The organism is Arthrobacter sp. 'calajunan' (assembly GCF_046940185.1).
Lineage (GTDB): Bacteria > Actinomycetota > Actinomycetes > Actinomycetales > Micrococcaceae > Glutamicibacter > Glutamicibacter soli.
The window spans coordinates 162,246-181,085 of record NZ_JBKZDY010000005.1 but is presented as its reverse complement, the minus strand read 5'-3'; the positions used below and the strand labels follow the sequence as shown (position 1 = coordinate 181,085).

General features: G+C 63.4%; 17 protein-coding genes. 12 read left to right on the top strand and 5 right to left on the bottom strand.

Annotated elements, in window-relative coordinates:
* Positions 1 to 125 precede the first annotated feature (125 nt).
* The 4 genes from glmM to RF641_RS09940 all read left to right on the top strand — a co-directional run bounded on the left by glmM (position 126) and on the right by RF641_RS09940 (position 5,615).
* Positions 126 to 1,475 (top strand): phosphoglucosamine mutase, encoded by a 1,350-nt coding sequence (gene glmM, locus RF641_RS09955; RefSeq protein ID WP_053798524.1) that lies wholly within the window; start codon positions 126 to 128, stop codon positions 1,473 to 1,475.
* A 142-nt stretch (positions 1,476 to 1,617) separates the two neighbouring features.
* On the top strand, positions 1,618 to 3,033 hold the full coding sequence (locus tag RF641_RS09950; RefSeq protein ID WP_424573099.1) for a UDP-glucose dehydrogenase family protein: 1,416 nt from the start codon (positions 1,618 to 1,620) through the stop codon (positions 3,031 to 3,033).
* A 381-nt stretch (positions 3,034 to 3,414) separates the two neighbouring features.
* Entirely contained in the window at positions 3,415 to 4,545 is a 1,131-nt protein-coding gene (locus tag RF641_RS09945; protein ID WP_052772432.1) for a glycosyltransferase, read from the top strand.
* A 35-nt stretch (positions 4,546 to 4,580) separates the two neighbouring features.
* The gene (locus RF641_RS09940; protein ID WP_424573098.1) at positions 4,581 to 5,615 is read left to right on the top strand and encodes a glycosyltransferase; all 1,035 of its coding nucleotides are present in this window, start codon (positions 4,581 to 4,583) and stop codon (positions 5,613 to 5,615) included.
* Positions 5,616 to 5,620: 5 nt separating this feature from the next.
* Here RF641_RS09940 and RF641_RS09935 read toward each other — a convergent pair whose 3' ends face one another.
* Positions 5,621 to 6,484 (bottom strand): glycosyltransferase family 2 protein, encoded by an 864-nt coding sequence (locus RF641_RS09935; protein ID WP_424573097.1) that lies wholly within the window; start codon positions 6,482 to 6,484, stop codon positions 5,621 to 5,623.
* Between the two features lie 94 nt (positions 6,485 to 6,578).
* On the opposite strand from RF641_RS09935, the gene RF641_RS09930 reads away from it, so the two are divergent.
* Positions 6,579 to 7,754: a glycosyltransferase gene (locus tag RF641_RS09930; protein ID WP_424573096.1), complete on the top strand. Its 1,176-nt coding sequence runs from the start codon at positions 6,579 to 6,581 to the stop codon at positions 7,752 to 7,754.
* Between the two features lie 15 nt (positions 7,755 to 7,769).
* Here the strand turns inward: RF641_RS09930 and RF641_RS09925 are convergent, their stop codons facing one another.
* The 3 genes from RF641_RS09925 to glmS form a co-directional block, all read right to left on the bottom strand.
* Complete coding sequence (locus RF641_RS09925) at positions 7,770 to 9,218, bottom strand: NAD(P)H-hydrate dehydratase (protein ID WP_424573095.1); 1,449 nt, start codon at positions 9,216 to 9,218, stop codon at positions 7,770 to 7,772.
* Between the two features lie 144 nt (positions 9,219 to 9,362).
* On the bottom strand, positions 9,363 to 9,716 hold the full coding sequence (locus RF641_RS09920) for a holo-ACP synthase (protein WP_047119645.1): 354 nt from the start codon (positions 9,714 to 9,716) through the stop codon (positions 9,363 to 9,365).
* A 97-nt stretch (positions 9,717 to 9,813) separates the two neighbouring features.
* Positions 9,814 to 11,685 carry a glutamine--fructose-6-phosphate transaminase (isomerizing) gene (glmS, locus tag RF641_RS09915; protein WP_047119644.1) on the bottom strand — a complete coding sequence of 624 codons (1,872 nt, stop codon included), beginning with the start codon at positions 11,683 to 11,685 and terminating at the stop codon, positions 9,814 to 9,816.
* 169 nt (positions 11,686 to 11,854) lie between these two features.
* On the opposite strand from glmS, the gene coaA reads away from it, so the two are divergent.
* The 7 genes from coaA to tsaD all read left to right on the top strand — a co-directional run bounded on the left by coaA (position 11,855) and on the right by tsaD (position 17,476).
* Positions 11,855 to 12,814, top strand: a complete 960-nt coding sequence (gene coaA / locus RF641_RS09910; protein ID WP_082124065.1) for a type I pantothenate kinase — start codon at positions 11,855 to 11,857, stop codon at positions 12,812 to 12,814.
* Between the two features lie 95 nt (positions 12,815 to 12,909).
* Positions 12,910 to 13,308, top strand: coding sequence for a large conductance mechanosensitive channel protein MscL (mscL, locus tag RF641_RS09905; RefSeq protein WP_047119643.1), 399 nt, complete (start codon positions 12,910 to 12,912; stop codon positions 13,306 to 13,308).
* 199 nt (positions 13,309 to 13,507) lie between these two features.
* Positions 13,508 to 14,665 carry an alanine racemase gene (gene alr, locus RF641_RS09900; RefSeq protein WP_424573140.1) on the top strand — a complete coding sequence of 386 codons (1,158 nt, stop codon included), beginning with the start codon at positions 13,508 to 13,510 and terminating at the stop codon, positions 14,663 to 14,665.
* Positions 14,658 to 15,233, top strand: coding sequence for a tRNA (adenosine(37)-N6)-threonylcarbamoyltransferase complex ATPase subunit type 1 TsaE (gene tsaE / locus RF641_RS09895; protein ID WP_053798516.1), 576 nt, complete (start codon positions 14,658 to 14,660; stop codon positions 15,231 to 15,233). The genes alr and tsaE overlap by 8 nt, the downstream gene beginning before the upstream one ends.
* The gene (tsaB, locus tag RF641_RS09890; protein WP_113607423.1) at positions 15,226 to 15,918 is read left to right on the top strand and encodes a tRNA (adenosine(37)-N6)-threonylcarbamoyltransferase complex dimerization subunit type 1 TsaB; all 693 of its coding nucleotides are present in this window, start codon (positions 15,226 to 15,228) and stop codon (positions 15,916 to 15,918) included. Before tsaE ends, tsaB begins: the two co-directional genes overlap by 8 nt.
* Complete coding sequence (rimI, locus tag RF641_RS09885; RefSeq protein ID WP_047119640.1) at positions 15,915 to 16,406, top strand: ribosomal protein S18-alanine N-acetyltransferase; 492 nt, start codon at positions 15,915 to 15,917, stop codon at positions 16,404 to 16,406. The genes tsaB and rimI overlap by 4 nt, the downstream gene beginning before the upstream one ends.
* Positions 16,403 to 17,476 (top strand): tRNA (adenosine(37)-N6)-threonylcarbamoyltransferase complex transferase subunit TsaD, encoded by a 1,074-nt coding sequence (tsaD, locus tag RF641_RS09880; RefSeq protein WP_120989142.1) that lies wholly within the window; start codon positions 16,403 to 16,405, stop codon positions 17,474 to 17,476. The genes rimI and tsaD overlap by 4 nt, the downstream gene beginning before the upstream one ends.
* A 191-nt stretch (positions 17,477 to 17,667) precedes the next feature.
* On the opposite strand, the gene RF641_RS09875 is transcribed toward tsaD, so the two are convergent.
* A complete protein-coding gene (locus RF641_RS09875; RefSeq protein ID WP_047119638.1) occupies positions 17,668 to 18,816 on the bottom strand; it encodes a glutamate--cysteine ligase in 1,149 nt (382 codons plus the stop codon).
* Positions 18,817 to 18,840 lie beyond the last annotated feature (24 nt).

Below are 18,840 nucleotides of genomic sequence, written 5' to 3'. Positions count from 1 at the left end.
TGGGGCCGTTGGCCTTTAAGCAACAGGTGAACAGTGCCTCATTGCGCCAATTCTTCGCAATTGGTGTCTGCCAGGGCACCTTGCAAGACCGGTAAATCGAAGCGCAGGGCTTATGATTGATAACGATGGCAAGGTTATTTGGGACCGATGGGGTCCGAGGAAAAGCAAACGAATTGTTAACCCCCGAGCTGGCGATGGAACTCGCGCAGGCGGCTTCGGTGGTTTTGGGTTTGAGCCAGCCTGAGGACGGGCACAAACCAGTCGCTGTGGTAGCGAAGGATCCGCGTATCAGCGGCGACTTCCTCTCTGCCGCAATCGAAGCGGGTCTGGCCGCCTCCGGCGTCGACGTCAAGGACGCAGGCACGCTTCCCACCCCGGCCGCCGCCTTCCTGGTCGGCGACCTGGACGCAGACTTCGGCGTGATGATCTCCGCATCCCACAACGCCGCTCCGGACAACGGCATCAAGTTCCTGGCCCGTGGCGGCAAGAAGCTCGACGACTCCCTGGAAGACGCTATCGAGGCGTGTCTGAAGATGCCCAAGCCGCGTCCTGTCGGCGGCGAAGTCGGACGTGTCTCGCGCTTCGCCGACGCCGAGGACCGCTACATCGTCCATCTGCTGCAGTCCCTGCCTAACCGCCTGGACGGCCTGAAGGTAGTCCTGGACTGCGCCCACGGCGCAGCGTCCGGTTGCTCGCCGGAGGTTTTTAAGGCTGCTGGCGCCCAGGTTATCGTGATCGGCGCAGAGCCGGACGGCATCAACATCAACGACGGCTACGGCTCCACCCACCTGGAGAAGCTGCAGGCCGCCGTGCTGGAAAACAACGCAGACCTGGGCATCGCCCACGACGGCGACGCGGACCGCTGCCTGGCAGTGGACCACGAAGGCACCATTGTCGACGGCGACCAGATCATGGCCATCATGGCCATTGCGCTCAAGGAACGCGGCGAGCTGAAAGACGACACCCTGGTCGCCACAGTGATGAGCAACCTCGGCCTGAAGCTGGCCATGGAGGCCGCAGGCATCACCGTGAAGCAGACCGGCGTGGGCGACCGCTACGTGCTGGAAGGCATGCAGGAAGGCGACTACTCGCTGGGCGGCGAGCAGTCCGGCCACGTGATCTTCAGCAAGTACGCCACCACCGGTGACGGCGTGCTGACCGGCCTGAACATCGCGGCCCGCATCAAGGCCACTGGCAAGTCCCTGAAGGAACTCGCCTCGGTGCTGACCGTGCTGCCGCAGGTGCTCATCAACGTGCGCGGCGTGGACAAGGCCGGAGTGCCGGACTGCGAGCCGCTGCAGCTGGACATCGAAGCCGCCGAAGCCCGACTGGGCTCCACCGGCCGTGTGCTGCTTCGTCCCTCGGGTACCGAGCCGGTAGTCCGCGTAATGGTCGAGGCCGCCACACATGAGCAGGCGCAGGCCGAAGCTGAGGCACTGGCAGCTTCGGTTTCCGAACACCTGTCACTCGGTTAATACTCGGCTGATTTGGCCAAGCCCCAAGTAAATCTGCAGTAAATTCTCACGTCCCCGTAGCGTGTGCCCCAAGGGCACACGCTACGGGGATGTGGCATGCTGAAAAGAGAATTCAATGCCAGGCCCCGCCTGGCTTTGAGCCATGGACGAAAGAAGGGGAGTCGTGACTCTACGCATCAGCGTTATCGGTACCGGTTATCTGGGAGCCACCCACGCGGCCTGCATGGCTGAACTTGGATATGAAGTCATCGGCCTCGACGTCGACGCGTCCAAGCTCACGGCCCTGGCCGCCGGGATCCTCCCCTTCCATGAACCGGGCCTTCCGGAGCTGCTGCGCAAGCATGTGGCCAGCGGCCGGCTGCGCTTTACCGATTCCTACGCTGAGGCCGCGGCCGCTGCGGACATCCACTTCATCACCGTGGGAACACCGCAGCGCGCCGATTCCCAGTCAGCGGACATGAGCTACGTTGACGGGGCGGTGGACAGCCTGCTGGAGCACATCACCGGTCAGGCGCTGATCGTCGGCAAATCCACGGTCCCCGTCGGCACGGCACGCCGCCTGACGGAGCGCATCGCGGCCAACGCATTGCCCGGCAGCGAGATCACCCTGGCATGGAACCCCGAGTTTCTCCGCGAGGGCTTCGCAGTCAAGGACACCTTGACTCCCGACCGTCTGGTCTACGGCCTGAGCGACACGGAACCTCACGGATTCGGACTGCGCAAGATCCGCGAGGTCTATGCCCCGATCCTGGAGCTGGGCACCCCCGAGATCGTGACGGACCTCGAGACCGCCGAACTGGTCAAGGTCGCCGCCAACGCATTTCTCGCCACCAAGATCTCCTTCATCAACGCCTTCGCGGAAGTGACCGAAACCGTGGGCGGGGACATCAAGACCCTGGCCGATGCCATCGGCCACGACAGCCGCATCGGGCGCCGGTTCCTGAATGCCGGCGTGGGCTTCGGTGGCGGCTGCCTGCCCAAGGATATCCGCGCGCTGCAGGCGCGCGTCTCCGAGCTCGGCCTGAGCCACACCATGGGCTTCCTCGCCGAAGTGGACCAGATCAACCTGCGCCGCCGCGACCGCGTGGTGTCTCTGGCATCCAGCATGCTGGGCAACGAGCTGGCGGGTAAGCACATCTGCGTGCTGGGCGTGACCTTCAAGCCGGACAGCGACGACGTGCGCGATTCACCGGCCTTGGACATCGCCGTGCGCCTGTACAACGCCGGCGCCGACGTCTCGGTCTACGACCCGCAGGGCAACAAGAACGCCGCCGGACGCTTTCCGCGCCTGCACTACGTGGACTCCTGGCAGGAAGCCGCCAAGGACACCGATATCGTGCTGCTGCTCACCGAATGGCAGGAGTTCCGGGATCTGGATCCAACGGAACTGGGAGAGGTGGTGTCCACCCGAGCGCTGATCGATGGACGTAATGTGCTGGACCGCCAGGCCTGGCGCGCAGCGGGCTGGACCATCACCGGTCCGGGGGAGTATTTCCAGGTGGTGAACTTGGCGCCCGGTACCGCGCAACTACCGCTCCAGGTCTCCCACCCGGCGTAGCCTTTCCGAATTCGGCCGTCCCATAGGGGCGGCCGTTTTCGTGTCCGGATTGCCAGATAGATTGCCCGATTTCTGGGCACGTCCGGCAGCTGGGGCAGACCGACCCTTCGGTGAGCGTGGAAAGGCGGCGCAACTGCCGGACTGGACATGGACGCCAAGACCCAGCTACGTCCAGGAGGCCTGGGAACGCCAGGACGGCTCTTCAGAAAACTATTCGAGGACTCGCGAGATCTCCGGGAAAACCCTGGATCGGCTTCGCGGGCACGGGGTGAATCTCGGTGCCAGCTGTGAAATTCACTCAACCCACGGTGCGGTTCGCTTCCAAAGGGTTACGGTGCGGTTGATAACCATCACTCGTCGCTAGCCCCCTGGAAGGCCTCAATGTACGAACGTTTCGAAACGCGGCCCTCGATGGATCCATTGCGGATCGCGGTGCTTGCCCACCTGCACCATCCGATAAGGCCTCCGTTCGCGGGCGGGATGGAAGCGCATACTTCCCATGTGGTGGCCGACCTGTGCGCTCGGGGCCACGAGGTGACGCTATTCGCCAAGGCAGGCAGTGCGCACTTCGGACGCAATTCACGCGGCCGCGTGCAGGCGGTGCTTCCGGCGGATTACCAGGTGCGGGGCTATCCGGACGAGGACCATCGGGACGAACAGCACCGGCGGCTCGACGGGGCCATGTCCTCGGCGATTTCAGCTGTCCGTGCTGGAGCCTTTGATGTGGTGATCAATAATTCCCTGAGCCCCATTCCCCATGAGCAGCTAGACGGGATCCCCACGTTGCATCTGCTCCATACTCCTCCCTTGCCGCGCATCACTGCGGTATTGGCCACCCGCCCCGAGCGGCCCCACGGCCATCGCTATGCCACTGTGTCGCACAGTAACGCACGCGCCTGGAGAGCATGGATCCCTGATCTGGCCGTAATCCCGAACGGCATTGACCTGCGCAGATGGGAGCCGGGCAGGAAGGACCGCATAGTCCCCGGCACCGCGGCATGGACTGGTCGCATCACGCCTGAGAAAGGTACCCATCTGGCCATCGCTGCTGCCCGGGCCAATGGCCTGCGGCTGCGCCTTGCCGGACCCATCCAGGACCCCGAGTACTACGAATCGCTCATCCGCCCGTCCTTGGATGACAAGGTCCGCTACATGGGACACCTCGGCCAGGACCAACTGAGGGAGGTCATCGCCTCCGCTCAGGTCTTCATCTCGTCGCCGCTGTGGGAGGAGCCCTTCGGCCTGACAACACTGGAGGCCATGGCCTGCGGCACCCCGGTAGCGGCGACTCCGAACGGTGCGATGGCCGAGCTGATCGGAGCGTCCGGTGGGGTCGTGGCGTGCACGGCGGACGAGGCAGGACTCGCGAACGCTATCCGCCAGGCAGTGGGCTTGCGCCGCACCGACGTGCTGCAGCGTGCCGCCCAGTTCTCCCGGGACCAGATGATCCGTTCCTACGAGGAAGCCCTCTACGACCTCCACGCGGCCCAGAGCCTGGGACGGGTGCAATGAACCGCAAACCAAGAATTTCCTACTATGCGCACCACATGGGATCCGGACATTTGCGCCATGCCCAGCGGTTGGCCGCCACCGGGCTCGCGGAGCTGCAAGTGGCCAGCACCGGGACTGCATCCCGAAAACTCTTCGCGGACAACGTGCAGTACGTGCCGCTGGAAGCGGACGAGGGATCAAGCCAGCTGCACTTTGCCCCAACCAGCGGCCATTTGCACTATGCCCCGACCGGAAAGCCAATCGTGGAACGCTTCGCCGCGCTGAACGCGGGATGGAAAGCCTTTGGACCCGATCTGGTGATGGTGGACGTATCGGTCGAAGTGGCGCTCTTCGCCCGGCTGAGCGGGTATCGCGTGGCGCTGCGCAGGATGCCCGGGGTCCGTACGGACCGCCCGCATTGCATGGCCTACGATCTCGCAGATGCCCTCTTTGCGTATTATCCGCAGCACCTCGAGGAGCCCTTGCACCGTGATTCCTACGCGCAGAAGAGCTTCTATCTGGGTACTCCTGCGCCGCATGCTGCTCGACCCGTCGCAACCCGGGCTTCGGTCCGAGCTCCCGCCCAAGACTGCGAGGGCACACGGCGTGTAGTCGTCCAGACCTCGCTGGCCGCCTCGGTGGACTCCTCAAGGCTCGTGAAGGCCGCGGTCCGCAGCCCGAGCTGGAGTTGGGAGGTCATCGGATCCGTCCACGGGGCAACTGACAGATTGCCGGAGAACCTGCGGCTGCACGGCACGGTCGAGCATCCGGAGCAATGGCTGGATGCCGCAGACGTGGTCATTTCCTCCTCGGGCCACAATGCCGTCGCCGCGGCGGCCGCCAGCAAGCGGCCCACCATGCTGATCCCCGAAGAACGGCCTCATGCGGAGCAGGCAGTTTTTGCCCGCATGCTGCATGAAGCCGGGGGATGCGCCATGCTGGAGTCCTGGGACGAACCGGTAGACTGGGAGGGGACACTGGCCAAGGTCGCAGGCAGGGACGGATCAGCCCTGGCTCGGACGCTGCTTGTCAGCCAGGACGAGTTCACCGCAGGGTTGCGGCGCATGTTCTCCAGTCTGTGCGAGTCATGACCTGGCTAGTAGGCATCCATGCTGTGCGCGGCGCGGATCTCTTCAGCACTCGGGTGGCGCAGAATCGTCAGGTCTTCGCCTTGGGGATCCCAAGCGACCAGGCCGCGCTCTTCGAAAGCCCGGAGCCAACCGGACATCGGCCAGCCATGCCAGGTAGCTCGGAAAGTGCGTGCATTCTGGATGATGTCGGCGAAATGGTTCAGCGGGGGCTTGACCACCCCATGATGCTGGTGGAATACGGTACCCGGCGTGAATACCACCGGCAAGCCCAAAGCACTGGCTTTGAAGCCGAAATCCGTGTCCTCCGCACCGTAGCCGGCATAACCGGTCGAGAAACCGTCCAGGCGAATGAAGTCCTCGGCGCGGATCCCGAATCCCAGCGACCAGAACATTTCATGGCGCTCGCAGGGCGTATCCATGGGCAGTTCGGCCCGCAAATGGTGCGGTGTGGAACGCCGGGTCAGCTCCTCGGCGTCCGGGGTAGGCCCGGGGCCCAGGGGCTGGGCGAGGTATCGCGGCTCGGCCATGGCGAGCACTGGTTGCCGGCGGAGCCAGTCAAGCAGGATTCCGAAGGTGCCAGGGGCAGGAATGCAGTCCACGTCCAGAAACACAAGGTACCGGCTTTGCGCGTGCTTGGCGGCATGGTTCCGGGCTCGCGCCAACGGCAGTCCCTGTTCCCCAGGATACGAGGCCACGTGCACGGAGGTCACCGGCACTGCGGATTCAACGGGTGCCGGGTCGGGCTCGTCCATGTAGGCGACGATGATTTCCGCCGGCTGAAGGGCGCTGCGATTCACCCCGTCAAGCAGGCGTTGCAGGTGCCCGTGCCGTTGGTGGGCAATTACCAGAACCGAGAAATCCAGAGCCATCTTCCAACCTTTCCACGCTGGCGGGGCAGCGCGCTCACGTGATGCTTCCGCCTTCCAACGTAGCCTTCCCACCACGATCCCCGCAGGAGAAACCGTGAGTTCACAGAAGATCCCCACGCCGATCCGCGTAGCCTCCGTGCCCTACAGCCAGGTCTACATCCGCCATCTCCAGCTGCCCGACGCGGAGGGGACTGGCTTGGTGCGGCGCTTGCAGGATCCGGAACCCGCGGGGGGACCGCGAAGCCAGCAATCCGCCTGGTGGCCGCCGCGCATGCTCGAACCAGACTGGATCCGGAAGAACAGCGGCAGCTTCGATCTGATGCACGTGCATTTCGGTTTCGATGCCCTGGATCCGCAAACGCTCCGGCAGACGGTAGCCGAACTTCGCGCCGCCGGCAAGCCTCTGGTGTACACCGTGCATGACCTGATCAACCCCCACCAGCCGGATCCCAATGCGCATGAGGCGCTGCTGGAGGTGCTGATCCCGGCGGCCGATGCGCTGATCACCTTGACCCAAGGCGCGGCGGACGAGATCTCGCAACGCTGGGGGCGCAGCTGCTACGTCTTGCCGCATCCGCACGTGATCGACTTCTCGACCATGGACCGGCTTCGGGAGCAGCGGGCGCAGTCACGCGGCGATAGCCAGCGGGGCCGCAGGATCGGGGTGCACCTAAAGGAGATGCGTCGCAACTTGTCGGAGCAGGTGATCGAGCCGTTGGCGCAGATCGTGGAGGACCTGCCCGGCTGCAAGCTGCAGGTCAACATCCACCGGCAAGTGGTGGACCCGCAGAACAAGGAATACCTCCCAGCGCTCGCCGAGTTCCTCGCGGCAGGTCATGACGCTGGGCGCTGGGATCTCGTGGCGCACGAGTACTTTAGCGAAACTGAATTGTTCGACTATTTCGGCAGTCTCGACGTGAATGTCCTGCCGTACCGCTACGGCACGCACTCCGGATGGCTTGAAGCCGCACTGGACGCGGGCACGGCAGTCATCGCCCCGGACTGCGGCTACTACTCGGATCAGGACGCCTCCGTGGCCAGCTACCGCTGGGACGGCGAGCAGGCAGACGCGGACTCATTGCGCCACGCGCTCCAACGCCAGCTTTCCCTGCCGTACGTCCCGGGGATGGACGCACAAGGACGCCGTGAGCAACGCGAGGCCCTGGCCGAAGCCCACCTGCGGCTCTACCGATCCCTGATGGGTTCCCGCGGGGTCGGTCAGCCTACGGAACCGGAGGCACGCCAAGGGCAAACCGCGTCCGGACGGTAGCAGGACATCGGGAAGCTAGAACCCGAAACGCTTCATGACTCCGGGCAGCAGCTCGATGAGGCGCGACGCGTTGACGGTTCCACAGGCAGCCGCGGCCCGGCCGGCCTCTCCGTGGATGACGGCAGCGCACGCGGCCAGTTCCATCATGCGGCGGTTGGAGACGGTCTGCACGCCGTTCACGCCGGTCAGCGAGCTGTCCGAGAGCAAGTAGCCCAGGATGCCGGTCAGCACGTCGCCGCTGCCAGCTGTGGCGAGCTGCGGGGCGGTATGGCTGACCACCAAGCTGCTGCCGTCCGGAGCCACGATGTAGTTGGTCGGCCCCTTGAGCAGGACAACTGCGTTGTAGGCCAGCGCCGCCCAGCGAGTCCAGCGGATTGGAGCCGCCGCGATCTCCTCGATGGTGACGGTCACGCCGGCACGGCGCAGCAGCATCCACAGTTCCTTGGCGTGCGGAGTCAGCACACGTGGCTGTTCGCTGGGGCCAGCGGGCACGAGCTCCAGACCCGAAGCGTCGATGACGGCTGGCTGGCGGCTGGCGAAGACCTCGGCGATCGCGCCGGTCGGGGGAGTGCGGCTGTCCAGGCCGGGCCCGATGGCCCAAGCCGAGATCTTGGCACCGCGCCCGTGCACGTACCGGCGGGCCGAGGAGAGCGCTTCCCGGATCTGGTCATCGTCCAGCGGAACGGTTTCGGGAACTGCCACGGCCAGCAGGGCCGCGACGTCTTCGGGCACATGGGTGCGCAGCAGACCGATGCCGCAATTAACCGCTGCCCGGGCGGTCAGCTGCGCGGCTCCCGGATACAGCGACGAGCCTGCGATCAGGCCGAGCACGCCCCGCTGGTACTTGTGGCGCCCGGCATCACGCCAAGAGCGGTGGGCGTCAAGCAGCTCCAAGGCCGCTTGCTTGTCGACGAGGTTCGTCTGGGGTGCTTGGCCGGTGAAATCGAAATCCAGCGGAACCACGGTAATGTCCCCTGTGGCCAGCGGCCCGTCGCCGGTCAGCAGGCCCGACTTCATCGCGCCGAAAGTGACGGTCCGTTCGGCCAGCAGCACCTTGTCATCCGCGACGCCGGTTTCAGGGTCCAGGCCGGAAGGCAGATCGCAGGCCAGCACACGTGAATTCCGTGGAATCAGAGGCAGTTCCGCCCCGGAACGGTAGCCAAGTCCGTACAGCGCGTCGATGATCAGGGTTGCCTTGCTGAGGGTCTCGGTGCCCTTGGAAAGCGGCTGGATCCGTCCGCCAGCCGATTCGTAGACGGACAATGCTTCGGAATGCACCGACGAGGCGCACTGCAGCGCGGCAGTTGCATAACCTTGGTCTTCCAGCTGGGACAGGGCATAGAGTCCGTCTCCGCCGTTGTTGCCCGGGCCAATCAGGCCGACCACCAGGGTGCCAGGAGCGACCGGCTGCTCGCCGAGCATGTCCACGGCTTCGGCCGCCAGCGCGCTCGCTGCCTGTTTCATCAAGGCGGTGTCAGACCGACGTGAAATCTCCTGCGCTTCTACCGAACGAACCTGGGCAAGACTGTAGACGGGGATCATAAGTCAAACAATACTCATCCTTTACCTGCAACGCTGGTTTTATTCGCCTTCGTGTCGTAAAGCGGGTTATGCGCGTTCGGCGACAACCATGGCAATGGCCATGTCTCCGTCGTGGGACATGGTCAGATGCCATGAGGTGATGCCCCGTTGCCTGCTGGCTTCCGCCACGGTGCCGGTGACGTGGATCTGCGGATCGCCGGCTTCGTCCTTAAGGATGCTGCAGTCCTGCCAGTTCATTCCCGCTGGAGCCCCGAGGGCCTTGGCGACGGCTTCTTTGGCTGCGAAGCGTGCGGCCAGGGAGCGCAGCGGGAGCCCTCGCTCAACCTCGGTGAACAGCCGGTCGTGCAGTCGTGGTGTCTTTTCCAGCTGCCGCCCGAAGCGCGGCACGTCGACAATGTCTACGCCAATTCCAGCAATCATGCCTTCCAGTTTATCCAGTCCGTCGGCGAGGCAATAAAACTGCGGGCGCCCTCCCATCATGAGGACACCCGCAGTTAATGGCATGGAAACCGGTGGATTACTCCACGGTCACCGACTTGGCCAGGTTGCGTGGCTGGTCGACGTCGAAGCCCTTGGCGGTAGCCAGCTCGCAGGCGAAGATCTGCAGCGGCACGGTGGCCAGCAGCGGCATCAGCAGGGTCGGGGTCTCCGGAACATAGAACACGAACTCGGAGAAGTCCTTGACCGCGTCGTCGCCGTCTTCCGCGATGACCAGGGTCTTGGCGCCTCGGGCGCGGACTTCCTGGATGTTGGAAACAACCTTGGAGTGCAGCGAGTCGCGGCCGCGTGGGGACGGAACCACCACGAAGACCGGCTGGCCGTCGTCGATCAGGGCGATCGGGCCGTGCTTCAGCTCGCCGGCGGCGAAGCCCTCGGCGTGGATGTACGCGATCTCCTTGAGCTTTAGCGCGCCTTCCATGGCGACCGGGTAGCCGACGTGGCGGCCCAAGAACAGCACGGAGGACGCATCGGCCATGGAGCGGGCCAGTTCCTTGATCTCGCCGCTGCGGTCCAGGATGTCCTGGATCTTGGCCGGGATCTTGCCCAGGTCTGCCAGGATGTCCTTGATCTGGCCGGAGAACAGGTTGCCGCGCAGCTGTGCCAGGTACAGGCCCAGCAGGTAGGTGGCGGTGATCTGAGCCAGGAACGCCTTGGTGGAAGCCACCGCGATCTCGGGACCTGCGTGGGTGTACAGCACCGCATCGGATTCACGCGGGATGGTGGATCCGTTGGTGTTGCAGATGGACATGGTCTTGGCGCCCTGCTCCTTGGCGTAGCGCACCGCCATCAGGGTGTCCATGGTTTCGCCCGACTGGGAGATCGAAACGATCAGGGTCTTCTTGTCCACGATTGGCTCGCGGTAGCGGAACTCGTGGGAGAGCTCCACCTCCACCGGGATACGGCACCAGGACTCGATGGCGTACTTGGCGACCTGGCCGGCGTAGGCGCTGGTACCGCAGGCAAGCACCACGATCTTGTTGATCTTGGTCAGGTCTTCGGCGTCGATGCGCAGCTCGTCCAGGGTCAGGCGGCCCTCGGCGTCGGAGCGGCCCAGCAGGGTGTCTGCCACGGCGGCAGGCTGGTCGAAGATTTCCTTCTCCATGAAGGATGGGAAGCCGCCCTTCTCTGCGCTGGCTGCGTCCCAGTCGACGGTGAATTCCTTGCCTTCGGCAGGATTGCCGTCGAAGTCGGTGATGGAGTGGCTCTCCGGGGTGATGGTCACGATCTGGTCCTGGCCCAGTTCCACCGCACGACGGGTGAAGTCGATGAAGCCGGAAACGTCGGATCCCAGGAAGTTCTCGCCGTCGCCCAGGCCCAGCACCAGCGGGGAGTTGCGGCGTGCCGCCACGACAACACCCGGGTGGTCCTGGTGGACTGCCAGCAGGGTGAAGGCGCCTTCGAGGCGCTGTACTGCAAGCTGCATGGCCTTGGTCAAATCTCCGTCGGCACCGTTGGAGTACATCTTGCCCAGCAGGGCTGCTGCAACTTCGGTATCGGTCTCGGAAAGGAACTCGACGCCGTCGGCGAGGAGCTCGGCCTTGATGCCGGCGAAGTTCTCAATGATGCCGTTGTGGATCATTGCCAGCTTGCCGCCGTCGGCGAGGTGTGGGTGGGCGTTTCCGTCGCTTGGACCGCCGTGGGTGGCCCAACGGGTGTGGCCGATGCCGGTCACAGACTCCGGTAGTGGTGCCTGAGCAATTTCGTTCTCCAGGTTGACCAGCTTGCCGGCTTTCTTCCTGGAATGAATAGCGCCGTCAGCCACGACTGCCACACCGGCCGAGTCGTAACCTCGGTATTCCAATCGGCGCAAGCCTTCAATCAGAACGTCAAGGGCGCCGTGGTCGGCGTTCGCGCTTGAGGTTCCTGCATATCCTACAATTCCGCACATGGAAAAAAGACTACCGGCTCACGGCCAAACGATGGAACTAATCGTGGCAGAGCACTCAAAAAACACTGTGCGATAGGTCACCTGCGCGCGTTGTTTTGGCCAAGCAAGACTGAGTGTTAAATCGGAGTTATTTGGGTTGTGGCACTACTTGTTGGCAGAATTTGTCCTCGTGGAACCACACGACACACTCGAATCAACAGTTACGCCTTTCGTAGACCTCGAACGCGAAACTTGGGCGCGGCTTTCCAACCAGATGGAACAGCCGCTGAACCAGGACGACATCGAGCGCCTGCGCGGCCTGGGCGACACCCTGGACCTGCAGGAAGTGCGTGACGTATACCTTCCACTCAGTCGCCTGCTTTCCTTATATGTAGAAGGGGCTGGTGCAACCCATCGGGCCACCACGACCTTCTTGGGGGAACAAACCCGCCAGACCCCGTTCGTGATCGGAGTGGCCGGTTCCGTGGCGGTAGGAAAGTCGACCACCGCGCGCGTGCTGCGCGAGATGCTGCGCCGCTGGCCCGAGACCCCTGACGTCCAGTTGATCACCACCGACGGTTTCCTGTATTCCAATGCGGAGCTTGAGCGCCGCGGCATCATGCAGCGCAAGGGCTTCCCGGAATCCTACGACCGCCGCGCACTGCTGCGTTTCGTCTCCGCGGTGAAGTCCGGGGTCCCGGAAGTCAGCGCACCGGTGTACTCGCATCTGACCTATGACATCATTCCCGGCCAGCGCCAGTACGTGCGCTCGCCGCAGGTGTTGATTGTGGAAGGCCTGAACGTGCTCCAGCCGGCACGGACCCGTTCCGATGGAACTGTGGGTTTGGCGCTGAGCGACTTCTTCGACTTTAGTGTCTACGTGGATGCCAAGACCCAGTACATCGAGGAATGGTACATCCGCCGCTTCATGAAGCTGCGCTCGGGCGCCTTCTCGGATCCGGCATCCTACTTCCACCGGTACGCGAAACTGACCGATGAAGAAGCGCGCGCCACCGCCCATGACATCTGGTCCCGGATCAATGCTCCGAACCTCAAGGAAAACGTGCTGCCCACCCGGGGCCGAGCCCAGCTGGTGCTGCGCAAGGCGGCCGACCATTCGGTACGCCGAATGCTGTTGCGAAAGATCTAATGAACCCTAAACAGTACGTGTGATTTTGTCGAACAGGTCGAATTCGGGTGTCCGAAATCCTGTTGTACTGGGAAATTGCTGTGTAAGCTCGAACCATGCTTAAGGGTTTCCGCGATTTTATTATGAAAGGCAACGTTGTCGATCTGGCCGTTGCCGTGGTGATCGGTGCCGCATTCGGCGCCGTAGTGACCGCGCTGGTCGACAACGTGCTGATGCCGTTGATCGCAGCTCTGGTCGGCTCCCCGAACTTCGACGCCTTCCTGCTCTTCACCATTAATGGTGTCGAAATCAAGCTCGGTGTATTCATTACCGCCTTGGTCAACTTCCTGCTGATCGCCGCCGCAGTCTACTTCGCGCTGGTCATGCCAATGAACAAGGCCACCGAGATGCTCAACCGCCGCCGCGGCATCACCGAGGAAGAGGAAGAAGCCGAGCCGGATCCGCAGCTGGCCCTGCTGGAACAGATCCGCGACGAGATCAAGTCTCTGCGCTAACAACCCCAGCTTTATCATCATCACTCGCTTTCAGGGGCGGGCCGCCAGACCTCCGGGTCGGCCGGCCCGCCCCACGAATTTAACGCCACAGGTTGCTGTGGCGGAGCGCGCAGGGGAGGTGACGGCATGAGAGGCCGAAAAGTGGGAAGATGGAAGGGTGAACTCTGAAGCACTTGAGCAAAGCAACAATTCTGCCGGACTGGCGACACCTGCTTTCTCCCCGTGGGAACGCCGGGCAGTCATTGACCTCTCCGCAATCCGCAACAACGTCAAGCAGGTAGTCGACCTCGTCGCCCCGGCCGCGGTCATGGCCGTAGTCAAGGCGGACGGTTATGGGCATGGCGCACTGCAGGTCGCTACCGCGGCGCTGGAAGCCGGCGCCAGCTGGGTTGGCTGCGCTCACGTCACCGAAGCTTTAGCACTGCGGAAAGCCGGGATTGAAGCACCGATGCTCGCTTGGCTCCACACCCACGACACACCCTTCGACGACGCCATCGCGGCCGGCATCGACCTCGGAGTCTCAGGCTGGGATCTGGACGCCATCGCCGCGGCCGCCCAACGACTTCAGGCCCCCGCACGCATTCACCTGAAGGTGGACACCGGGCTCGGCCGCAACGGCTCCACCATGGCAGACCTCCCGGGCCTGCTGCAGCGTGCCAGCGAATACCAGGAAGCCGGACTGCTGCGCGTGGTCGGCATCTTCTCCCACCTGGCCGTGGCCGATGAACCAGAGCGCCCAGAAACCGACATGCAGCTGGCCGTCTTCGACGAAGCCATCGCGCTGGTGGAAGCCGCGGGCTTCGACCTGGAAGTGCGCCACATCGCCAACACCCCGGGCATCCTCTCCCGCCCGGACTCGCACCACGAGCTGGTGCGACTCGGTCTGGGCCTCTACGGCCTGAGTCCCTTCGAGAATGAAACTCCTGGCTCCTTCGGCCTACGCCCTGCCATGAAGCTGGTGACCCGCGTGGCCAACGTCAAGAAGGTCCCCCTCAACCAAGGCGTCTCCTACGGGCTGAGCTACCACACCACCGCGGAAACCTATCTGGGCCTGATCCCGCTCGGCTACGCCGATGGCCTGCCGCGCATCGCTACCGGAGCGCCGGTGACCATCAACGGCAAGAGCTACCCGGTGCGCGGCCGCATCGCCATGGACCAGTGCGTCATCGACCTGGGCCCGGACGCGGACCCGGCGGACTTCCTGGGCGTCGAGGCAGTGATCTTCGGCGAGGGTGGCCAGAGCGTCAACACCTGGGCCTACGCCGCGAACACCATCAACTATGAGGTGGTCACCCGCATCTCGCCGCGCGTGCCGCGCTACTACATCCAGGGCAGCTGGGGAGAAGCCGGTGAGTGAGACGACCAAGGAATTCACCGTACAGTTGAACAACCTCGACGCCACCGAGGCGCTGGGCACCGCACTGGGCACCCAGTTGCAGGCAGGGGACCTGGTCATCCTCACCGGCGCACTGGGCGCGGGAAAAACCACCCTGACCCAATCGCTGGGGGTGGGCTTGAAAGTCCGCGAGGGAATCATCTCCCCGACCTTCGTGCTTGCCCGCCAGCATCCCTCACTGGTCGAAGGCCCCGGGCTGATCCACGTAGACGCCTACCGGCTCAAGGACCAGAATGACGTGGACACCCTTGACCTGGAATCCACGCTGCCCGAATCGGTCACCGTGGTCGAGTGGGGACTGGGTAAGGTCGAGCACCTGACCGACTCCCGACTGGAACTGCAGCTGGACCGCGAAACGCTCGCCGCAACTGAAGAGCAGACCGTGAATCCGTGGGAAGAAGAAGCGGACCTGGACGAACCACGTCTGTTCACCCTCAAGGCCATCGGCCCGCGCTGGGGCGAACCAGCTTTCGAACATCTGAAGAGCACGCTGCTAAACGCCGTGCACACCGGAGAACTACATGCCTAACTACCTGTCCATCGACACCTCCGCCCACGCCTCGGTCGCACTGATCGATGCCGACACCGGAGCCGTCATCGCCACCCGCACCTCGCCCAAGGGCAACGACCAGACCGAAACCCTGGCCGGCTACGTCCGCGACCTGATGGCCGGCCACGACCAGCAGGGCCCCGAATTGGCAGGCATCATCGTGGGCGTCGGACCGGGCCCGTTCACCGGCCTGCGCGTAGGGCTGGTCGCCGCGCGCACCTTCGGCTTCGTCTGGCAGGTCCCGGTGCACGGTGTCATGTCGCTGCATGCGCTCGCCGAACGGGTGCTGGAACTGGACGAGGTGCCCGACGAGTTTATCGTCGCCTCGGACGCCCGCCGCAAGGAAGTGTACTGGGCCAGGTACAACCGCCAGGGCGCCTTGACGGATGGCCCGCACGTGGCCGCGGCAGCCACCCTGCCCGCACTGCCGGTGTACGGCGTGGGCGCTGGAATCTACGAAGACGCCCTGCGAGAAGCCGGCGCCGCCCCGCAGCCCGAGTCCTTCGAATGGATCGCCGAGTCCGCGTACCTGGCTAAGCATGGGCTTAAGGAACTGGCAGCCGGGAAGGACCTTTCCAACACCGCGCCGCAGTACCTGCGCGAATCCGATGCCCAGGTGCCGGCATTCATGAAGCAGGCCGAGGCCAAGGAAGCCACGGCATGAGCGTGAACTTGCGCTCCATGACCAGCGCCGACATCCCCGCGGTGCACCAGCTGGAAACCCGGCTGTTTCCCGAGGATGCCTGGCCGGTCGCCGCCTTCGAATCCGAGCTGGCTCAGCACGAAACCCGCAACTACTGGGTTTACGAAGACCAAGGCCGGATCATCGGCTACGCGGGATTGTGCACCGTGCTGCCCATCAGCGATGTGCAGACCATCGGCATTGATCCGGCGTACCAGGGACAGGGACTGGGCAGGAAGCTCATGAACCTGTTGATCGACACAGCTCGGGAGTCCAAGGCGCTGGATGTCATGCTGGAAGTCCGCTTCGACAACCCCACCGCCATTGCACTGTATGAATCCCTGGGATTCACCACCATCCACCGGCGAGAGCGCTACTACAAGGGCGGCGTGGACGCACTGATCATGAGACTGCAGCTGGATGCCCTGCAGGAAAAACGTACGCAGAAAAACGAGGAACCCACCGCATGAGCACGAAAGAACCGGTAGTACTGGGAATCGAATCCTCCTGCGATGAAACCGGCGTCGGAATTGTGCGCGGCACCCAGCTGCTGGCCAACGCCGTCTCCAGCTCCATGGACGAACACGTGCGCTTCGGCGGCGTGATCCCGGAGATCGCCGCCCGCGCCCATCTGGAAGCCTTCGTACCTACCCTGCAACAGGCGCTGGACGCCGCGGAGCTGACGCTGGATGACATCGACGCAATCGCCGTCACGAGCGGTCCCGGGCTCGCCGGAGCTCTCATGGTCGGCGTCTCTGCCGCCAAGGCGTTGGCGCTGGCCACGGGCAAGCCGCTGTATGGCATCAACCACTTGGTCGCCCACGTAGGTGTCGGCGTGCTAGAAGGCACCGTATTGCCCCCTACCTTTGGCGCACTGCTGGTATCCGGAGGCCATACCGAGATCCTGAAAGTCACCTCGCTGACCAACGACGTGCACCTGCTGGGCTCGACCATCGACGACGCCGCCGGTGAAGCCTATGACAAGGTCGCCCGATTGCTAGGCCTCGGCTATCCAGGTGGTCCGGCCATCGACAAGGCCGCCAAGGACGGCGACCGCAAGGCATTCCGATTCCCACGCGGCCTCTCGCTGCCGAAGTTCGTCGGCAGCGCCGAGAATCCAGGCAAGCACCGCAACAACTTCTCGTTCTCCGGACTCAAGACCGCGGTAGCACGTTGTGTGGAGCACTTTGAAGCCGCAGGGGAGCCGATCCCGGTCGCTGACATCGCCGCTTCTTTCCAAGAAGCTGTGGTGGACGTGATCACCGCCAAGGCAGTGCGTGCCATGAAGGAAAACAACCTCACTACGGTGCTGCTGGGCGGGGGAGTGGCTGCAAATACGCGACTGCGTGAACTGCTGGCGGCCCGGTGCGCATCCGCTGGCATCGCGTTGGTTGTACCGCCATTTAGCCTATGCACGGACAACGGTGGAATGGTTGCTGGTCTTGGTGCGCAATTAGTTGCTGACGGTGTTGAACCTTCAGGACTGGACTTTGCTACTGATTCATCGCAACCGGTGACGCAGATCGTGCTGTCCCGCTAAGCAGTAACACATCAGGATTGCTAGGGTCCGGCTTTTCAGAAAGCCAGATCCGAACCGTTGAAGGTGCCATGCTCTGAACGAGCATGGCACCTTCATATCTTGAGTATTGCCTCATTGTTTGCCTGCTGAAACTTATTTGTGCGTATATCAGCGCAGCAGTAGTTGGGAGTACAGCTCCCTAGCTGAAGCGGTCAGTTGGCTTGTGTGAGCATTCGGCTAACGTTATTCCTGACGATTTCGCGGAAATCGCCACCCGAAGCAGCGAACACCTCGCGCTGCAGCTGGTACTCTGCACCCCGCTCGATTAATCGGATGATGCCTTGTAGCTCGTCCGCGCAGCCCAGCTGTTCGGATATTGGCGTCAATCTCTTTACCTCGCTACGTAGGTGGTCAGTAACCAGCATTTCATCGCCTTGGGCGTTGAGAATGATGATTGCATCTAGACCGTAGCGTGCTGCGCGCCATTTGTTCTCGACGCGATACCAGTCAGGCATAACGGGGATCTTGTTGCCTGCTTCGAGACTCAGCGACATGTCGTGCACCAGGCATTGGGTCAACGCCGTGATGGCGCTGATGTCTTCCAGCGAGCTCATGCCGTCGCAGATGCGCATTTCTACGGTACCGAGACGTGCCACCGGACGAACGTCCCAGCGGATCTCCGAAATGTCGTCAATGACGCCCGTGTAGAGCATGTCGGCAACGTAAGCTTCATACTCGGACCAGGTATTGAAATGGAACGGGATGCCGGCGGTGGGCAGCTGCTGGAACATCAGCGCTCGCTGCGATGCGTAGCCTGTATCCTCGCCGCCCCAATATGGGCTCGACGCGCTGAGCGCTTGGAAGTGCGGCTGGTAGTTGATCAGGCCATCGGTGATAGGAAGAGCCTTTTCGCGGTCGTTCAAACCTACATGGACGTGCACCCCGTAGATCACCATCTGGCGTCCCCACCACTGGGTGCGGTCGATCAGGTTTGCGTAACGATCCTTATCGGTTACCGGCTGCGAAGTGGGCGCAGCGAAGGGGTGGGATCCAGCGCAGTACAGATCCACACCCATCGGGGTCGTGACTTCGCTGAGGGTACGGACGTTCTCTCGCAGTTCCGCCGCGGCTTCGGCAACGGTGTGGTGAACGCCGGTGACGACCTCCACGGTGTTCATCAGAAGCTCGGGCTTGATGGTCGGGTGCTCTTCCTCGTGGGAGATCCCGGCATCATCCTTGAGCTTGCACAGGACCCTCTCGGCGACAGAGCATAGATCGGCAGTTTCATGGTCAACGAGTGCAATTTCCCATTCGACACCGATGGTGGACTGGGCTGAGTCTGCAAATTTGATCTTCTGCACGGGACTCCTTCATTGCAAGGTCGA

Excerpts from the sequence above, each read along its gene's own strand:
- glmM (WP_053798524.1), top strand. The coding sequence starts at position 126 with ATGGCAAGGTTATTTGGGACCGATGGGGTCCGAGGAAAAGCAAACGAA.
- RF641_RS09950 (WP_424573099.1), top strand. The coding sequence starts at position 1,618 with ATGGACGAAAGAAGGGGAGTCGTGACTCTACGCATCAGCGTTATCGGT.
- RF641_RS09945 (WP_052772432.1), top strand. The coding sequence starts at position 3,415 with ATGTACGAACGTTTCGAAACGCGGCCCTCGATGGATCCATTGCGGATC.
- RF641_RS09940 (WP_424573098.1), top strand. The coding sequence starts at position 4,581 with ATGGGATCCGGACATTTGCGCCATGCCCAGCGGTTGGCCGCCACCGGG.
- RF641_RS09935 (WP_424573097.1), bottom strand. The coding sequence starts at position 6,484 with ATGGCTCTGGATTTCTCGGTTCTGGTAATTGCCCACCAACGGCACGGG.
- RF641_RS09925 (WP_424573095.1), bottom strand. The coding sequence starts at position 9,218 with ATGAAACAGGCAGCGAGCGCGCTGGCGGCCGAAGCCGTGGACATGCTC.
- RF641_RS09920 (WP_047119645.1), bottom strand. The coding sequence starts at position 9,716 with ATGATTGCTGGAATTGGCGTAGACATTGTCGACGTGCCGCGCTTCGGG.
- glmS (WP_047119644.1), bottom strand. The coding sequence starts at position 11,685 with ATGTGCGGAATTGTAGGATATGCAGGAACCTCAAGCGCGAACGCCGAC.
- mscL (WP_047119643.1), top strand. The coding sequence starts at position 12,910 with ATGCTTAAGGGTTTCCGCGATTTTATTATGAAAGGCAACGTTGTCGAT.
- tsaB (WP_113607423.1), top strand. The coding sequence starts at position 15,226 with ATGCCTAACTACCTGTCCATCGACACCTCCGCCCACGCCTCGGTCGCA.
- rimI (WP_047119640.1), top strand. The coding sequence starts at position 15,915 with ATGAGCGTGAACTTGCGCTCCATGACCAGCGCCGACATCCCCGCGGTG.
- tsaD (WP_120989142.1), top strand. The coding sequence starts at position 16,403 with ATGAGCACGAAAGAACCGGTAGTACTGGGAATCGAATCCTCCTGCGAT.